This is a genomic window from Williamsia sp. Y721 (assembly GCF_059683565.1).
The window spans coordinates 710,711-727,218 of sequence record NZ_JCASNH010000004.1 but is presented as its reverse complement, the minus strand read 5'-3'; the positions used below and the strand labels follow the sequence as shown (position 1 = coordinate 727,218).

Genomic DNA, 16,508 nt, shown 5'->3' with positions numbered 1-16,508 from the left:
GTCGGCACAATTTACTGTGTACCTAGCTCGGCTATCACCGGATGGCTCACACGGGCAACGGCCCGCATACGCAAAGGAACTCTTCCATGGCGCAACAGGCACCCTCCACTGCGGCGGCAACGCTCAGTTCGGAGCTGCCCGCCTGGCAGCAGGCCCGACGGATGAGCATCATCAAGGCCGCCAACGCCGCTCTCAAGGCCCAGGAGTACGAGCAGATCCAGATCCGCGACGTGGCGCAGGAAGCCGGGGTCGCATTGGGCACTCTCTACCGCTATTTTTCGTCCAAAGAGCATCTCTACGCGGCAGTGCTGTTGGACTGGGCAGCACCGGCCTACGCGCGGTCCGGCGACAACCTGTCCGAGCATCAGATCCGGACCAAGATGAACGCGGTCATCTCGTCGTTCGAGCGTCGACCGCACTTCTTCAAAGTGCATGTGATCCTGCAGTCGAGTTCGGACACCAACGCAAAAGCGCTGCTCGGCGAATTCTTCACCGTTTGCCAGCAGACCCTGGCCGGCGACTTCGCCCGGCTCGGCCCCGGCGCCGCCGCCGACGCCGCGATCATGTTGTGGTCGATCATCAACACCGCCCTCACCTCAGCGATCTATCACGACGGAACGATGGACGACGTCTACCGGCTGTGCAACCGATTCATGGACTTCCTGTTCGGCCCGGCCGAGCAAACAGTTGAAAACTAGATTCGGGTTCTAGTAGGTTGGCGGACGACCGTCTCTTCCACTTTCTCCACGCGCAGGAGCATCCATGGGTTTTCAGGGCGATGCGGCAATTGTCGGATATACGGAGTTGCCACCACAGAAGGTCTCCACCAGGACCCCCCGTTTCACACTTGAACAGTGGGCGACCCTGTCGGCATCGGCGATCGAGGACGCCGGACTGACCGGCATCGCGATCGACGGGATCGTCACCTCGACTCTGCTCGAGTCCGAGATGTTCGTACCGTCCACCATTGCCGAGTACCTCGGAGCGAAGGTCAACTTTGCCGAGATCGTCGACCTCGGTGGAGCATCGGCGTCCGCGATGGTCTGGCGTGCCGCGGCGGCGGTGGAACTCGGCATCTGCCAAGCGGTCCTGTGTGTCCTTCCCGCCGACTACGGCGTGCCGTACAACGAGAAGAAGCCGTTGCCGGAAAGTCTCACCGACATCCTGCTGTACGGGTCGTCATCGAACCGCTACGGCTCACCGCAGGCCGAGTTCGACATCCCGTTCGGCAATCTCGGGCAGAACGGTCCGTATGGGCAGATCGCTCAGCTGTACCGCTCCGTATACGGATACGACGAGCGCGCGCTGGCGAAAATTGTTGTGGATCAACGGGTCAACGCCAACCACACTCCCGATGCGATCTTCTACGACAAGACGCTGACCATCGACGACGTACTGGCAAGCCCGATGATCGCCGACCCGCTCCGCCGCCTCGAGATCGTGATGCCGTGCTCCGGCGGCGCCGCGGTGCTGGTCACCTCGGCCGCGCTGGCGAAGAAGAGCAAGAACCGGCCGGTGTGGATCAAGGGTTTTGGCGAGCACGTCGCCTACAAGACCCCCAGCTATGCCGAAGATCTGCTGCAGACGCCGATCACGCAGGCTGCCAACTCCGCATTCACGATGAGCGGTCTCGAGCGCAGTGACATGGACATGGTCTCCATCTACGACTGCTACACCATCACGGTGTTGATGAGCCTGGAAGACGCGGGTTTCTGCGAAAAGGGCAAGGGCATGGAGTTCGTCAACTCACATGACCTGACGTTCCGCGGCGACTTCCCCCTGAACACCGCAGGCGGCCAGCTCGGATTCGGACAGGCCGGACTGGCAGGCGGCATGCACCACGTGTGCGACGCCACCCGCCAGATCATGGGCCGGGCCGGGGCCGCACAGGTCGACGACTGCAACCGCGCATTCGTCTCCGGCAACGGTGGCGTGATGGGCGAACAGACCACACTTGTTCTCCAGGGCGACTAGAAAGCGATCACCTCATGACGTTCACCAAACCGATGCCGGTGAAAACGCCTGTGACCGCACCCTTCTGGGATGCGTTGGCAGAGCACAAGATCCGCATCCAGTATTCACCGTCGCTGCAGCAGTACGTGTTCTATCCGCGTGTCCTGGCGCCCGGCACCCTCGCCGACGACCTCGAGTGGCGCGAGATCTCCGGCCTCGGGACGCTCTACACGTTCACCATCGCGCGCAAGCCGGTGTCGCCGCATTTCGCCGACTCGGTGCCGCAGCTTGTTGCCGTCGTGCAGTGGGACGAAGGTCCCCGCCTGTCCACCGAGTTGGTCAACGTCGCACCGGAAGACATCACGGTGGGTATGCGGGTCAAGCCGGTGTTCTTCGACTACCCGGACGACGACGTCACACTTTTGCGTTACGAGCCCGCCTGACCTGACGCCTGCCGACTTCTGGGCAGTGTCAGTCCGGAACCGGCACCGGCTCAAGGAGTTCGGCGCGTGATTCCGGAGCGGCCGCACGTAGGGCATCGGCAGATTCGTCGTCAGGTTGACGCTGCGAGGCGACTTCGGCGACTACACGGGCCAGGTATGTCTCGACCTCGAACGCGGTTTGCTCGGCATCCCAGTCCAGCAGTGGCGCAGCCAAATCCGCGACTTCGGCTGCGCAGTTCACGCCGCGGTCGGGGTACTCGATCGCGATCCGGGTACGGCGCGCCAGGATGTCTTCGAGGTGCAGCGCCGCCTCACTGACAACGGCGTACACGACCTCGACCCGTAGGTATTGCGGGGCACCCGTCAGTGGTTCGAGCAGGCTTGCATCTTTCTTGGCGTAGTCCAAGACCTCGTCGATCATCGAGCCATAGCGATTGAGCAGGCGACGAATACGGTACGGGTGCAGCCCATGTCGTTGTCCGAGCTGATCGCATTGATTGATCAACGCGTGATAGCCATCGGCTCCGAGCAGCGGCACCTTCTCGGTGATGGACGGCGCCACCCGGACCGGGATGAAGTCGGTGATGGCGTCCACGGCATCTGCGGCCATCACCCGGTAGGTGGTGTATTTGCCGCCGGCTATCGCAACCAGACCCGGCGCGACCTCGGCAACCGCATGTTCGCGGGAGAGTTTCGAGGTCTCGTCGCTTTCGCCGGCCAGGAGTGGGCGGAGGCCGGCATAGACGCCTTCGATGTCGCCGTGGGTCAGAGGTGTCACCAGCACCTCGTTGACCCGTTCGAGGATGTAGTCGATGTCGGCGGCGGTCGCAGCCGGATGAGCGAGATCGAGGTTCCAGTCGGTGTCGGTGGTGCCGATGATCCAGTGGGTTTCCCACGGGATCACAAACAGCACAGACTTGGTTGTCCGGAGAATGATGGCCGATTCACTGACGATGCGATCACGCGGGACAACGATGTGCACACCTTTGGAGGCCCGGACCCGAAAGCGGCCGCGCTGCTTGGACAACGCCTGGATCTCATCGGTCCAGACCCCGGCCGCATTGATCACGCAGTGGCTGCGGATGTCGGCGGTCTCGCCGGTCTCGGTGTCGCGAACGCGCACACCACTGACACGGTCGGCTTCGCGTAGGAAGCCGGTGACCTGCGTCGAGGTCCGGATCACCGCGCCATAGTGGGCCGCAGAGCGCGCCACGGTCAAGGTGTGCCTGGCGTCGTCGACCACGGTGTCGTAGTAGGTGATCCCGCCGGTGAGCGAGTTCCGTTTCAGCGACGGCGCAATGCGCAGCGCCCCGGAACGGGTCACATGGTGTTGTCCGGGAACTGATTTCGATCCGCCCAGCGAGTCGTAGAGAAAAAGGCCTGCCGCGACGTAGGGGCGCTCCCAGCCCCGGTGGGTCAGTGGGTAAAGAAACGGGAGGGGTTTGACGAGGTGCGGCGCCAGGGTGCTCAGGGAGAGTTCGCGTTCGTGCAGCGCTTCGCGAACCAGGCCGAACTCGAGTTGTTCGAGGTAGCGCAATCCGCCATGGAACATCTTCGACGAGCGACTTGATGTGCCCGATGCGATGTCGCGGGCCTCGACCAGGGCCACCCGCAGGCCGCGGGTTGCGGCGTCGAGCGCAGTTCCGGCCCCGACGATGCCACCGCCGACGACAACAACGTCGAACTGTTCGGTCGAGAGGCGCTGCCAGGCGTTTTCCCGGTAGCGGGGACCGAGGTCTGCGGGCCGATCCGGATCGAAAGTTGCTGCGCTCATCGCGATCTCCCATTCAGCTGGGCGGATACTCTTGTGCCAGGTTACCCGCAGGTAACCGTTCGGCCACTCCAATGCGCTTCGGTGACACGTCGATGGTCCACACAGCGGACTCTACGGGCAGTTCATGGAACACTCGGGGACGTGAGCAACACCACCGGGTACGTAGCCGCGGTCGACCAGGGCACAACGTCGACGCGCTGCATGATTTTCGACCATTCCGGACGTGTCGTCAGTTCGGAACAGGTCGAACACAGGCAGATCTTCCCGCAGTCCGGGTGGGTCGAGCACGACGCCGTGGAGATCTGGCGGCATACGCGCCGTGTGGTGGCGGCCGCGATGGCAGCGGAAGATCTCGAGACCGCCGACATCGTCGCGCTGGGAATCACCAATCAGCGTGAGACCACCGTGGTCTGGGATCGGTCGACGGGTCGGCCCGTGTACAACGCCATCGTGTGGCAGGACACGCGCACCGCGGCACTGTGCGTGGAACTGGCCGGCGATCACGGCGCGGGCAGGTATCAGCAGCGCACCGGACTCCCCCTGTCCACCTACTTCTCCGGGCCGAAGATCCGGTGGATTCTCGACAACGTCGATGGCGTCCGAGAACGCGCCGAGGCCGGCGAATTGTGCTTCGGCACAATGGATACCTGGCTCATCTGGAACATGACCGGCGGCCCGAGCGGTGGACAGCATCTGACCGATGTCACCAACGCCTCCCGCACCATGCTGATGGATCTCGAGACGCTCGCCTGGGATGAGGAGATCTGCCGGGAGATGCAGATCCCGATGAGCCTATTGCCCGAGATCCGCAGTTCGTCGGAGGTGTATTGCCATGTCCGCGAGCGGGGCCCGCTCGCCGACGTACCCATCGCCGGCATTCTCGGCGATCAGCAGGCAGCCACGTTCGGGCAGGCCTGCCTGGCGGTGGGCGAAGCCAAGAACACCTACGGCACAGGCAATTTCCTGCTGCTCAACACCGGCGAGGAAGTGGTCCACAGCGACCATGGACTGCTGACAACCGTCTGTTACCAGATCGGCGACAACAAACCCGTTTACGCACTGGAGGGTTCAATCGCGGTGACCGGATCCCTGATCCAGTGGCTGCGCGACAATCTTGGGTTGATCAGTGCTGCAGGAGATATCGAAGGGGTCGCCCAGACTGTCGATGACAACGGCGGGGTCTACTTCGTGCCGGCCTTTTCCGGTTTGTTCGCGCCGCGCTGGCGGCCCGACGCGCGTGGCGTGATCGTTGGCCTGACGCGCTTTGTCAACAAGGGTCACATTGCGCGTGCGGCGCTGGAGGCCACCGCCTTTCAGACGCGCGAGGTGATCGAGGCGATGCAAGCAGATTCGGGCGTTACGTTGTCGACCCTCAAGGTGGACGGCGGCATGGTCGTCAATGAGCTGCTCATGCAGTTCCAGGCCGATATCCTCGGCGTTCCGGTTGTCCGGCCGGTTGTCAACGAAACGACAGCATTGGGTGCTGCCTACGCGGCCGGGCTCGCGGTGGGTTACTGGGACAGCGAACAAGAGATTCGTGACAACTGGGCAGAGGGCAAATCCTGGGAACCCACAATGCCCGCCGATGATCGCGATGAGCGCTTCGCCGGATGGAACACCGCCGTCGAACGAAGCTACGACCTGGCCTGAGCGAGCGCGACCACAACCAGCGACCGGCAGCGAAGTGCGCTATTGCTGCTTGTCGTCAGGGCCTTTGCCACCGGGCACGTCGGGCGTTGCGTTCTCACCGGCCGGACCGAGGTCCAAGACGCGAGCCCAATCGCCGAGGACGGGCGGTCCCACCAGCGGCAGGCGTCCGACCATCTCTTCCCCGTTCTCGCGGGTGTGCAGGTACGACGGCGCGCGATGCTCGCCGTCCTTGTCTTTCCCTGCTCCGCGGCCACCGGCGGGCGACCCCATCGGACTGCCACCCCGTGAGCCGCCTGATGGCGTCGCCCCGGCCGATTGATTGGCGCCGGTTGCCGGTGTGACCAGCGAGGCGGGCGTCCGCCGGCCGAGCGGATTTGCTTCCGAACCGGCGCCGCCACCTGCCCCGCCTCCAGAGCGTCCCCCACCCGAACCACCACTTCCCACGCCGCTACTTCCCGAGCCGCTACCAGAGGCCCCACCACGCGCACTGTTCAACGCTGCGGCCGACGTCACTCCGCCTGCACCCGCGCCACCTGCCACCGGTGCGCCAAAAGCGCCATTGAGCGGGCCCGGTGTGGATCCGTCTCCGCTTGCGCCCGATGCGTCGCCACTTCCGAGGGTGAAGGGCGTGTCTCCGGCCTGACCTCCCATATAGGCGGCTTGGTCAGCGCCGGGTCCGTTCGGGCCGCCCGGCCCGTCGGGACCGTTCTCACCTCGGGTGCCGGCTCCCGCGAGCAGTGCCGGACTGGTGTCCCCTGATCCGCTACCGGAGCCGGCTCCGCCGAGGGCTTCCGCGAAGTTTGGCTCAAAGCCTGTACCGAGCTGCGGCAGCGGGGCGGCGTCGTATTCGGGCAGTGAGCCATTCGCGCCGATGACCGGGTTGCTGTACGAATCCGTCATCGTCTTGGCAATCAGCGCTCGATGTACTGCCCGCTCCATCGTGTTGTCGCCGCCACCGTCACCGAATTTGGCGTCAAGGTCCGCAACGTTGCCCTGAGTTTGCGAAAGGATCCCCGCGATGGCCGAAATCTGGTCCGCGATCTTGAGCCCGACCGCCGCCGAGCTATCCGTGTGCCGGATACCGGCAACAGTTGCCCGGTGCGATCCAGTGACGGTCTCTCCGCTGAACTCACCTTCCGGATACAACTTCGGAAGGGCTGACTCGTAAACCGCCGCAGCCGCCTGGATTCGACTCGCGATCAGCCTGATCGCCTCAGCATCAGCCTCCGCCGAACTGGGTTGCATGCTCGCGCACACCCGACGCATCTCATCGAGCGCATGGCTGACCCAGTCCGTCGGATCAATCGACTTCGGCGCCACGTTCTCCCCCAATCCCCCTCACAGCACTCCCCAGTGCTGACCCTGCGGAGCAGTCTAAAGCACCGAACCCCGCAGCAACTTCACAGCTCCGAAGCAGATCACTCTGGAATCTTGTCGATATAGGCGGTCGTAAAATCAATCACAATCTGACACGGGTCGAACTGTGCCAACGCGGCCGGAGCGGCCGAAATCATTACGGTCGTCGCAACGATAGAGTCGTTTGACTGGACGTAGGTAGAGCAAGAGGACTCATCATCATTTAGATCCGCCAATCCAACAACCCTGTCCCCAATGAGAAGATTCGATTTCCATTCCAGCTCCGGCTTCCCCGATCTGTACTCATCAAGCGACTTAGCGTTTGTTACCACACTGCTTAAGGCGAACCTGTCAGGCATGATCCAACCGCAACCACGAATTCCTTGCCCGTCAACTTGCGCGGCATCTTCAACAAGCGTCGGATCAACCCCGAACCGCAACAGTTCTTCATCCGAAAAAGCCACACAAGGCTCAAAAGGGGTTCCGTTATTCGATGGATTCCATCGATTGGGAAAACTATTTTCAAACGGCAGCAATTCCGCGTCAACAGTGGTTGAAGATTCCATAGACCTTGACGAACCCGCCACCGCTTGCGTCGATCCGCCGTCAACTTGACACGCTGAGACCCAAATAGCCGACAACACCAATATGCCAACATGAATCTTCACTGGCGAAGCTGCTCTGCTTCGTCCTCATCTGCGGATGTCAACGCAGCCCGCGAAGCTTTGCACTGTGCCGCGACGCTCCTGAGATAACCTGATTCAGCGATAATTGCCTGCGAAAATGATCCAGACTCACCATGGACCAGCGCTAGCAAGTTCGCCATCGTCGCCTCTCCCTCTGTGCACTGTCCAGCCCAATTTGACTGCAGAGTCCAACTCAGCCGATTCCGTTCGGTCTCCAAGACCCTCGCAAACGTCTCCGCAGCCTGCGCTACCGCTGCCCACTGTTCATCAGTGAACTGCACTTCGTCGGCCATGTCCCCTCCTCGCATAGATCTCCCACCTGAGGTACGACGTTAGCCGGTGGCGATCGGTTCCAACCAGCATTGAACTCGACATCTAGCCCCCAGACCATGCCGCGGTCCCACACTCGTTCAGCTATTCGGCCTGGTCCGGACTATCCGGGTCCGGACCAGGTTGGACCTCCGGATCGATGCCGGTCGGTTCCGCCAGCTTTTCGGCCAGCACCGCCTGGCGGTCGGCGAGGACTTTTTGCCACGCCGCTGCGAGAGTTTCGTTGACGTGCTGGGCGCGATTGACCCGCGGTCTGCGTTCCGGATCCACACTTGCCGGGGGTATCCACCCGACCCGGCCTTTGTCGGGGCCTTCGGTGATCATGATGGTCTGCCACTGGCCCGGGCCATCACCCACCAACTTGTGGTGCGGCGGGCACGCGGAACCCATCATGTTGATGTCGGTCAGACCACCGTTGATCCATGCAAGCAGGTGATGGGCCTCGACCCAGGTCGCTGGATTGGTGCAGCCTGGATGCGAACAACCCCGATCCCGGACGAACAACGCGAACCGCTGGCCTTTCTGCGCGGTCCGTTTGGTCCGGGCCAGATACAACACCTCCGCGGAGTGGTCAGCGAACACGGCCAAATATTTGTCGGACCGGGCTGCCAGGTGCAGGGCCTCTTTGACCGGAATATCAACCCCGGACGCAGTTCTCGCGATCCCTGCACAGTCATCGAGTTGCTGCTTTGTCATCGTGATAATCAACTGCGCCGGCAAACCCCGATGAGACTTACCGAGCAGATTGCACTCCAGAATCGTTGTCAAGATGGCCTTCAACGCATCGTGATGTTGCTGGCCCGTCGAACGGATATCCCGTTCGGCAGCAGCCTTGATCAGCTCTGCATCCTGTTTCGGATCATCGGAGGCCCCGGTCGGCGAGTTCGGGTCAGCCGGGTTGTTCATCCCCGGGGCAGCCCAGACATCCATCACGGTCTTGAACATCGCCAACGTTTCCGGATCCAGGGTGCCGGAGATCTTGGCCATCAGATCCACACCCTGATCGCCGATCCCCACCGAACGTTTACGCGCGCGATCCGAATCATCGGTCAGCCGGCCATCGGGATCAACCCGGGCCAACACCGCACGACCCGCCGCCGCCAACTGGGTGGGGTCCTGGCCAACGGCTTCTTCAGTCATCCAATGATCGACCACGTCATACACGGCCGGATCAGCCGCGGACGGAATGTGTTTGCGCACATCCAGCATCACATCCATATGCGAGGCGCCGATCAACCCGTGAGACCAGGCCTGTTCGGCGGCAGGGCATTTCGGCGCCAACTCCTCACCCTGCATCGTATGGAATCGGCCCACCGCCTCCAGGCCCCGGATCCGGGACATGGTTTGCCCTTTCGTCAGCCGCAACTCGCTACGCGTGAACCCGAACAGTGACGAATACCCGGCTTCGGTAAACGATGATCGATCTGAAACCCGCAACAGGTGACGCAACCCGGTGAACTCGAGCTTGCGAACTATCCGTTCATGCACCCGCACGAGCTCATTGACTTCCGCCCCAGACATATCGGAATCAGCGCAGTCCGCGATATCGGCAACGAGCAACTCCAACTCGAGGTACTTACGCACCAACACCGGAACCGAAGAAGAACCAACCCCGACTTCATCAGATGGATCGTCAGTCATCATGCCCCCCAGCACATCTGATCGAACGCTTTCAATCAGTTTATCTCAGGAGACACCGCAAGTCGAACACTTTTTCGAACTAGTTCGGCGAACTTTCCACAGCCGCAGCCAATCTCCGAACCGCTTCGTCCAACCCTTCAGGTCGGAGAGTGCAGAAGCTCAGCCGCAGGCAATCACTGAAATCTTCTTCCACTGCGAAGGCCGCACCCGGCACAAATGCCACACCGGCATCGACCGCGTCCGTTAGCAACCGCGACGTATCGACACCAGGCATCCGAACCCAACAGAACATGCCACCCTCGGGCTCAGAGAACTGAACCTTCTCCCCCAGCTCACGGCGCAACGCGTCAGTCAAAGTAGCTGCACGCGGGCGGTATTCAGACTGCACATGACAAATATGCACATCGAGCCACGCTTGGTCATCGAGCAACTCCGCAACCATCAATTGACTGAAGGTAGACCCACACAGATCCGCACCCTGACGGAGCAGTTCCACCATTGCAATCACCTCAGGCGGGCCGCTCATCCAGCCGACGCGCAGCGCCGGTGCCAGAATCTTCGATGCCGACCCCAGCCGGACAACTCGATCACCGTGCGCCGCAATCGGTTCGATCTCCGCACCTGAAAACCGCAATCGTCCATACGGGTCATCCTCGACGACGAGGAAGCCATAGTGATCGGCCAACCGCGCCAATTCGATTCGGGTCTGCGCTGTGGCCGTCACCCCGGCAGGATTGTGAAAGTTGCTGACGGTATGCACTATCCGCGGTCGCTCGCCAGCTTCGAGCAACTCACGCAGCGCGCCGACATCACATCCAGATGCGGTGATCGGCAGCGCACGCACCCGTGCCCGCACCGACTGAAAGACCTGCAGCGCACCCACGTACACCGGGTCATCGACCACCACCAGGTCACCCGGATTCACCAACGCATGCGCCAACAGGGACAGAGCCTGTTGCGAACCGTGAGTGAGCAGAACCCGACCTGGATCATCGGCGCCGACGTACCGGGCCACCGCTTCGCGGCACGGGTACACCCCTGCGCTCACGGTGTATTGCAACGAGGCCGGATCAGCGCTGATGCGTGCGGCCGACTCCGAGATTCGCGTCGCAGGAATCAGTTCGGTGGCGGGCAATCCGCCGGCGAGACTGAGCACATCAGGCTGTTCGGTCAGCTTCAGCAGATCACGGATCGCTGACCCACGAACATTCGCCAACGCGTGCGATGGTGCGTAAGGACTTCCAACAACAGACACGGCAATCACTCTCCACAGCAGCAGTTATCAACAAAGTGTGGTGATGAGAGTGGTCACCGAATAAGGCGCGCCAGTGTGAGTCGCAAAACCCAGGCTAGCGCGCCTTAACCGAAATATGAAATGTATTTCCCAAATTATGGGACGGTCAGTCCAGATCGTCGTGACGAACCAGCTGACGAGCGGCCTCGGTGATCGATCCGGACAGCGACGGGTAGACCGAGAATGTCTGCGCCAGGTCGCCGACCATCAGCTTGTTCTGCACTGCGAGCGCGATCGGAAGGATCAGCTCAGATGCATTGGGAGCGACCACAACTCCACCGATCACCACACCGGTTGCCGGACGGCAGAAGATCTTCACGAAGCCACGCCGCAAACCGCTCATCTTTGCGCGCGCGTTGGTCGCCAGCGGCAACATCACCGTCCGGGCCAGATACTCGCCGGAGTCGATGGCCTGCTGGCTGACACCCACGGTGGCGATCTCGGGTCGGGTGAAGATCGCCGACGCAACGGTCTTGAGTCGGATCGGCGACACACCTTCACCCAGCGAGTGGTACATCGCGATTCGCCCCTGCATGGCGGCCACGGATGCCAGCGGCAGCAGCCCGGTGCAGTCACCGGCGGCGTAGATACCGGGCACTGCGGTCCGCGATACCCGGTCGACGTTCAGGTAGCCACCGCGGGCGAGCTCCAGGCCGACGTTCTCCAGTCCGAGATCGTCTGTGTTCGGAACGGATCCGACAGTCATCAGACAATGAGAGCCCTCAACGGTGCGCCCATCGGCAAGGGTGACTTTCACGCCATCGGCCGTGCGTTCGACTTTTTCGGCACGTGCGTGTTTCACCAACGTGACGCCGCGCTCGGCCAACACGTCCTCGAGGACAAGAGCTGCGTCTTCGTCCTCATGGGGCAGGACCCGGTCCCGGCTGGAGACCAACGTCACCGGGACACCGAGCTCGGTGTACGCGTGCACGAACTCCGCACCGGTGACACCCGAACCGATGACAATCAGGTGTTCGGGGAATTCATCGAGGTCGTACATCTGACGCCAGGTGAGGATCCGCTCACCGTCAGGCTGGGCGTCAGGAAGAACTCGGGGCGACGCGCCGGTTGCGATCAACACCACATCGGCGTCGAGAATCTCTTCGGTGTCGTCGCTGCCGTCGGTCCCGAACGGCGTGGCGAGAATCTTGTGTCGGGCAAATCCGGCCTCGGGCGCAGCGAGACGGCCGCGACCGTGAATGATCCGCACACCCTCGCTCAGGAGCCGCGAGCGAATGTCGGATGACTGGGCGAAGGCGAGATCCTTGACCCGCTCGTGGATCTGCGGCAACGACACGAGCGCACCGTCATATTGCAGGTTGATCCCCAGGTCAACGGCACGGCGCACATCCGTCCTGATCCCGGTCGAGGCGATGAAGGTCTTCGACGGGACGCAGTCCCACAGGACGCAGGCACCGCCCATGCCGTCGCTGTCGACGATGGTGATGTCGGCACCATAGGTGGCGGCGGCGAGTGCCGCCTCATAGCCGGCGGGTCCTCCACCGAGGATCACGATTTTGGTCATTTCAGGTCAACTCCCAGGGATGTCGGATGGGCCTGCCGGCGGGGTGGCGCCACTTGAGAATCTAGTCGATCGCCTGTTGCACTTTCCCGATGGGGAGCTGACCCTCTAGGCTCCTCTCCGTGCCTATCTACGCGGCCTATGGCTCCAACATGCATCCCGAACAGATGCTCATGCGTGCCCCCCACTCTCCGATGGCGGGCACCGGCTGGCTGTACGGGTGGCGGCTGACGTTCGGTGGCGGCGACATCGGCTGGGAAGGCGCACTGGCAACGGTCACCGAAGATCGCGACGATCCCGATGCCCGCGTTTTTGTCGTCTTGTACGACGTCACCGACGACGACGAATCCAGCCTTGACCGCTGGGAGGGCTCCGAACTCGGGATCCACCGCAAGATCCGTTGCCGCATCACCACACCCAACGGACCGGTGCTGGCGTGGCTGTATGTCCTGGACGCCTTTGAAGGCGGCCTACCGTCCGCGCGCTACCTCGGCGTCATGTCCGAGGCAGCTGAAATCGCCGGTGCACCTTCCGATTACGTGCATCAGTTGCGGGTCCGGGAATCACGGAATGTGGGGCCAGGACCCGACAGCCCGGGACCGGACCACTAGTTCAGACCGGCGGGCCCCGCGACTGTCATCGGCTGCGCAGGCTCGCCTGCAGGACGATCCCTGCCAGCGTCCGCACGCCCACCGCGAGCGCACGCTCGTCGAGGTCGAAGTTGGGCTGATGCAGGTCGACCTGCGGTCCGCGGCCAGACCACACGCCGAGCCGCGCCATCGCACCCGGAACGTTCTCCAGGTACCACGAAAAGTCTTCTCCACCACCGGATTGCGCGGTGTCGGCGAGCGCGTCGGGGCTCACCGACAAGATCGCGTCGCGGAAGATCTCGGTGGAGATCGAATCGTTGACAACCGGCGGGACGCCACGCTTGTAGATCAGGTCGTAGCGCACGCTCAACGGTGACAGCAACCCTTCGATGATCTCGCGGACGATCGGCTCGAGCAGCGCCCAGGTGGCATGGTCACCGGTACGCACCGTGCCGCGCAGGCGGCCCTCTTGCGGAATCGCATTGGGCGCATCGCCTGCATGTGCCGAACCCCAGACCATCACGGTGCTGGTGCGCGGATCGATGCGCCGTGACAGCACTCCGGGCAGACCGGTGATCACCGTTCCCATGGCGTACACGAGGTCCGCGGTCAGGTGTGGTCGTGAGGTGTGTCCACCTGGCGAGTGCAACACCAGCTCGACATGATCGGCCGCCGAGGTGATCGGACCACGCCGCAGTCCCACCTTGCCGACCTCGAGTTTCGGGTCACAGTGCAGGGCGTAGATCTGCGACACACCGCGCGTGACGCCGGCGGTGACGGCATCGAGAGCGCCACCTGGCATCACTTCCTCGGCCGCCTGGAACACCAGTCGAACACCGATCGGCAGGTCATCCATCGATGCCAGCGCCTTACCCACACCCAACAACATCGCGGTATGTCCGTCGTGCCCGCAGGCATGCGAGACACCCTCGACGGTGGACGCGAACGGCAGACCGGTCAGCTCGGAGATCGGCAGTGCATCCATGTCGGCTCGTAACGCCACCAACGGTCCGGCCGGGCCGATGTCACAGACCACGCCGACGCCCTGGGGCAGGACCCGTGGGGACAGGCCGGCCTTCGTCAGTTCGTCGACAACGAAGCCGGTGGTGCGCAGCTCACTTCGCGACAGTTCCGGGTGGGAGTGAAAGTCCCGACGCCACGCGACCAACTGCGCGGTGTTGGCGTTGATCCAACCGTCCAGATCCTTCAGGAAACGTTCTGCATCCACGTGTTGCCCACTCATATCTCGTTACACACTCATCGTCATCTGCCCGCATCACGCGGGACTGAACCAATTCGTTTTTCCTGCTCTTGCAGGAGGTCTTCGCGCCACTGCGGATCTGCCGCCGCCCGAGCGGCGGTGGCTGCCAGGGCCAGCGCCCCGTCGACGACCGCCTGATCGGCCGACGGCGACGCAGCGGCGGCCGCGAACTCGATTTCATGGGTCCCGGCGCCGTTGCTCTCGATGCCGATCATGGGGTGGATGGACGGCAGCACATGGCTGATGTTGCCCATGTCGGTGCTGCCGAGTGGACGCACACCCTCCAGCGCTGCCGGCATCACTTCGCGTCCGAGGTCGGCGATCGCACCCCGGTACGCCGCGAGTAGTCGCTGATCGTGCCGGAGTTCAACGTAAGTCGGCGACACAGTCGAGATCTCGTACGTGCAGCCCGCCGCCATCGCACCGGCCGCGAAACACGCCTCGGCGCGCTCACGCAGGTCGGCCAGCGATGCCTCGTCGACAGCTCGCAGGTAATAGAGCAGCTCGCTGTGCCCGGGCACGATGTTCGGGGCGCTGCCGCCGTCGCTAACGATTCCGTGAATCTGCTGGCCGGCCTTCAGGTGTTGACGCAACAGCCCGAGGGAAACCTGCGCGATGGTGGCCGCATCCGCGGCGTTGCGGCCGCGCTCGGGCGCAGCGGCGGCATGGGATTCGACACCGGTGTATCGAATCGCCAGATCATCCAATGCCAAAGACCGGCTGGCCACTTCGTCCATCCGACCCGGGTGCACCATCAAGGCCATCGCAACGGGATCGAAAACCCCGGCGCGGGCCATCACGATCTTTCCGCCCCCGGTCTCTTCGGCGGGAGTGCCGAGGACCAGGACGGTGATGCCGAGTTCATCGGCGACCTCCGCGAGACCACGCGCTGCACCGACCGCGGTCGCCGCGATCATGTTGTGGCCACACGCATGCCCTAAACCGGGCAACGCGTCGTACTCGGCGCAGAGCCCGATCACCAGGTCACCCGAACCGTAGGTCGCGGTGAAAGCGGTGGGAAGGTCGGCAACGCCGGTGGTGACCTCGAATCCGTAGCCGTCGAGCAGGCTTGTCACCTTGGCGACGCTGCGGTGTTCGGAGAACGCCAGTTCCGGTTCGGCGTGAAGCGAATGCGACAACTCGATCAGGTCACCGGCCACTGCCTGTACGGCACGCGCGCCTCGCTGCCCGATCTGTGTCATCGGTTCATTGTCTCACCATCGCGATTGCGGCCTGATCCGAGTTAACCAACCAGGTTGGCCGGGGTCAGGTAGGCGAGGTCGGCGAGGAGGGGCTCGCGGAGACCCTTCTTGATCATCTGCAGGGCCGGTCCGGCCAGAGCACTTCGCCCGGCGGCGATGTCGGAGGCCGTGGATGTCAGCACATCGACATCGACGGCCTGCTCGACGATTCCGGCGGCAACAGCATCGAGGCCGCCGTACCGACGTCCGGTGGTCATGGCCTCGGTGGCGGCGGCATCGGGCAGCCGGGTCCGGATCAATGTCGCCATCCCCTTGGTGAACGGCATTCCGAGCATCACCTCGGGAAGCGACCAGAAACCCCGCTCGGTCCGCATCACCCGGTGGTCGGCGCATAGCGCCAACATGGCACCGGCGCCGAAAGCGTGGCCGTTGATCGCAGCAACGGTGGGCTGCGGGAACGTCAGGATCCGCGTGTACAGGGCGTGGACGCGGTCGAGGTACGCCGGAAGTTTGTCGCCATTGGCGCCGATGTAATCGATATCGAGACCGTTGGAGAAGAACTTTCCGGTTGCGGTGATGACCAACGCGCCCGGCTTGTTGTCGGCGACCTCATCGAGGCGAGCATTGATGGAGTCGAGCCAGTCGATTCCGAAACGATTGTCGGAATCACTGTCGTCACCCTCGGTGCCCAGATAGAGGGTATGGACGGCGTCATGTGTGGTCACGTACGGCATGTCGCGAGCCTATCGGTCCCGGCCATTCCCGATGCGACGGACACAGCCCTGTTTGCGCCGGACCCGACTCAG

At 63.0% G+C, this 16,508-nt stretch carries 14 protein-coding genes; 5 read left to right on the top strand and 9 right to left on the bottom strand.

The window, feature by feature from the left end; genetic code table 11:
* Positions 1-86 precede the first annotated feature (86 nt).
* The 3 genes from AC56PL_RS22890 to AC56PL_RS22880 all read left to right on the top strand — a co-directional run bounded on the left by AC56PL_RS22890 (position 87) and on the right by AC56PL_RS22880 (position 2,396).
* A complete protein-coding gene (locus tag AC56PL_RS22890) occupies positions 87-698 on the top strand; it encodes a TetR family transcriptional regulator (RefSeq protein ID WP_495517824.1) in 612 nt (203 codons plus the stop codon).
* A 64-nt stretch (positions 699-762) separates the two neighbouring features.
* A complete protein-coding gene (locus tag AC56PL_RS22885) occupies positions 763-1,974 on the top strand; it encodes a thiolase C-terminal domain-containing protein (RefSeq protein WP_495517825.1) in 1,212 nt (403 codons plus the stop codon).
* Positions 1,975-1,988: 14 nt separating this feature from the next.
* Positions 1,989-2,396, top strand: a complete 408-nt coding sequence (locus tag AC56PL_RS22880; protein ID WP_482138495.1) for a Zn-ribbon domain-containing OB-fold protein — start codon at positions 1,989-1,991, stop codon at positions 2,394-2,396.
* 28 nt (positions 2,397-2,424) lie between these two features.
* Here AC56PL_RS22880 and glpD read toward each other — a convergent pair whose 3' ends face one another.
* Positions 2,425-4,170 carry a glycerol-3-phosphate dehydrogenase gene (gene glpD / locus AC56PL_RS22875; RefSeq protein ID WP_495517826.1) on the bottom strand — a complete coding sequence of 582 codons (1,746 nt, stop codon included), beginning with the start codon at positions 4,168-4,170 and terminating at the stop codon, positions 2,425-2,427.
* Between the two features lie 141 nt (positions 4,171-4,311).
* On the opposite strand from glpD, the gene glpK reads away from it, so the two are divergent.
* The gene (glpK, locus tag AC56PL_RS22870) at positions 4,312-5,820 is read left to right on the top strand and encodes a glycerol kinase GlpK (RefSeq protein ID WP_497155230.1); all 1,509 of its coding nucleotides are present in this window, start codon (positions 4,312-4,314) and stop codon (positions 5,818-5,820) included.
* 39 nt (positions 5,821-5,859) lie between these two features.
* Here glpK and AC56PL_RS22865 read toward each other — a convergent pair whose 3' ends face one another.
* From AC56PL_RS22865 to AC56PL_RS22845, 5 genes are all read right to left on the bottom strand, one after another.
* Positions 5,860-7,140 (bottom strand): hypothetical protein, encoded by a 1,281-nt coding sequence (locus tag AC56PL_RS22865; RefSeq protein WP_497155229.1) that lies wholly within the window; start codon positions 7,138-7,140, stop codon positions 5,860-5,862.
* A gap of 98 nt (positions 7,141-7,238) precedes the next feature.
* Complete coding sequence (locus AC56PL_RS22860) at positions 7,239-7,844, bottom strand: DUF3558 domain-containing protein (protein WP_497155228.1); 606 nt, start codon at positions 7,842-7,844, stop codon at positions 7,239-7,241.
* A 432-nt stretch (positions 7,845-8,276) separates the two neighbouring features.
* Complete coding sequence (locus AC56PL_RS22855) at positions 8,277-9,836, bottom strand: HNH endonuclease signature motif containing protein (protein WP_497155227.1); 1,560 nt, start codon at positions 9,834-9,836, stop codon at positions 8,277-8,279.
* A 76-nt stretch (positions 9,837-9,912) separates the two neighbouring features.
* The gene (locus AC56PL_RS22850) at positions 9,913-11,088 is read right to left on the bottom strand and encodes an aminotransferase-like domain-containing protein (RefSeq protein ID WP_497155226.1); all 1,176 of its coding nucleotides are present in this window, start codon (positions 11,086-11,088) and stop codon (positions 9,913-9,915) included.
* Between the two features lie 145 nt (positions 11,089-11,233).
* A complete protein-coding gene (locus AC56PL_RS22845) occupies positions 11,234-12,652 on the bottom strand; it encodes an NAD(P)H-quinone dehydrogenase (protein WP_495517833.1) in 1,419 nt (472 codons plus the stop codon).
* Positions 12,653-12,771: 119 nt separating this feature from the next.
* On the opposite strand from AC56PL_RS22845, the gene AC56PL_RS22840 reads away from it, so the two are divergent.
* On the top strand, positions 12,772-13,260 hold the full coding sequence (locus AC56PL_RS22840) for a gamma-glutamylcyclotransferase (RefSeq protein ID WP_495517834.1): 489 nt from the start codon (positions 12,772-12,774) through the stop codon (positions 13,258-13,260).
* 25 nt (positions 13,261-13,285) lie between these two features.
* On the opposite strand, the gene AC56PL_RS22835 is transcribed toward AC56PL_RS22840, so the two are convergent.
* From AC56PL_RS22835 to AC56PL_RS22825, 3 genes are read right to left on the bottom strand one after another with little or no spacing between them, the layout of a single operon-like run.
* Positions 13,286-14,467 (bottom strand): M20 family metallopeptidase, encoded by a 1,182-nt coding sequence (locus tag AC56PL_RS22835; protein ID WP_497155225.1) that lies wholly within the window; start codon positions 14,465-14,467, stop codon positions 13,286-13,288.
* Positions 14,468-14,502: 35 nt separating this feature from the next.
* Entirely contained in the window at positions 14,503-15,702 is a 1,200-nt protein-coding gene (locus AC56PL_RS22830) for an amidohydrolase (RefSeq protein ID WP_497155224.1), read from the bottom strand.
* 41 nt (positions 15,703-15,743) lie between these two features.
* Positions 15,744-16,436 carry an enoyl-CoA hydratase-related protein gene (locus AC56PL_RS22825; RefSeq protein ID WP_495517837.1) on the bottom strand — a complete coding sequence of 231 codons (693 nt, stop codon included), beginning with the start codon at positions 16,434-16,436 and terminating at the stop codon, positions 15,744-15,746.
* Positions 16,437-16,508 lie beyond the last annotated feature (72 nt).

Coding starts and splice junctions, on each gene's coding strand:
- AC56PL_RS22890 (WP_495517824.1), top strand. CDS start 87: ATGGCGCAACAGGCACCCTCCACTGCGGCGGCAACGCTCAGTTCGGAG.
- AC56PL_RS22885 (WP_495517825.1), top strand. CDS start 763: ATGGGTTTTCAGGGCGATGCGGCAATTGTCGGATATACGGAGTTGCCA.
- AC56PL_RS22880 (WP_482138495.1), top strand. CDS start 1,989: ATGACGTTCACCAAACCGATGCCGGTGAAAACGCCTGTGACCGCACCC.
- glpD (WP_495517826.1), bottom strand. CDS start 4,170: ATGAGCGCAGCAACTTTCGATCCGGATCGGCCCGCAGACCTCGGTCCC.
- AC56PL_RS22855 (WP_497155227.1), bottom strand. CDS start 9,836: ATGATGACTGACGATCCATCTGATGAAGTCGGGGTTGGTTCTTCTTCG.
- AC56PL_RS22845 (WP_495517833.1), bottom strand. CDS start 12,652: ATGACCAAAATCGTGATCCTCGGTGGAGGACCCGCCGGCTATGAGGCG.
- AC56PL_RS22830 (WP_497155224.1), bottom strand. CDS start 15,702: ATGACACAGATCGGGCAGCGAGGCGCGCGTGCCGTACAGGCAGTGGCC.
- AC56PL_RS22825 (WP_495517837.1), bottom strand. CDS start 16,436: ATGCCGTACGTGACCACACATGACGCCGTCCATACCCTCTATCTGGGC.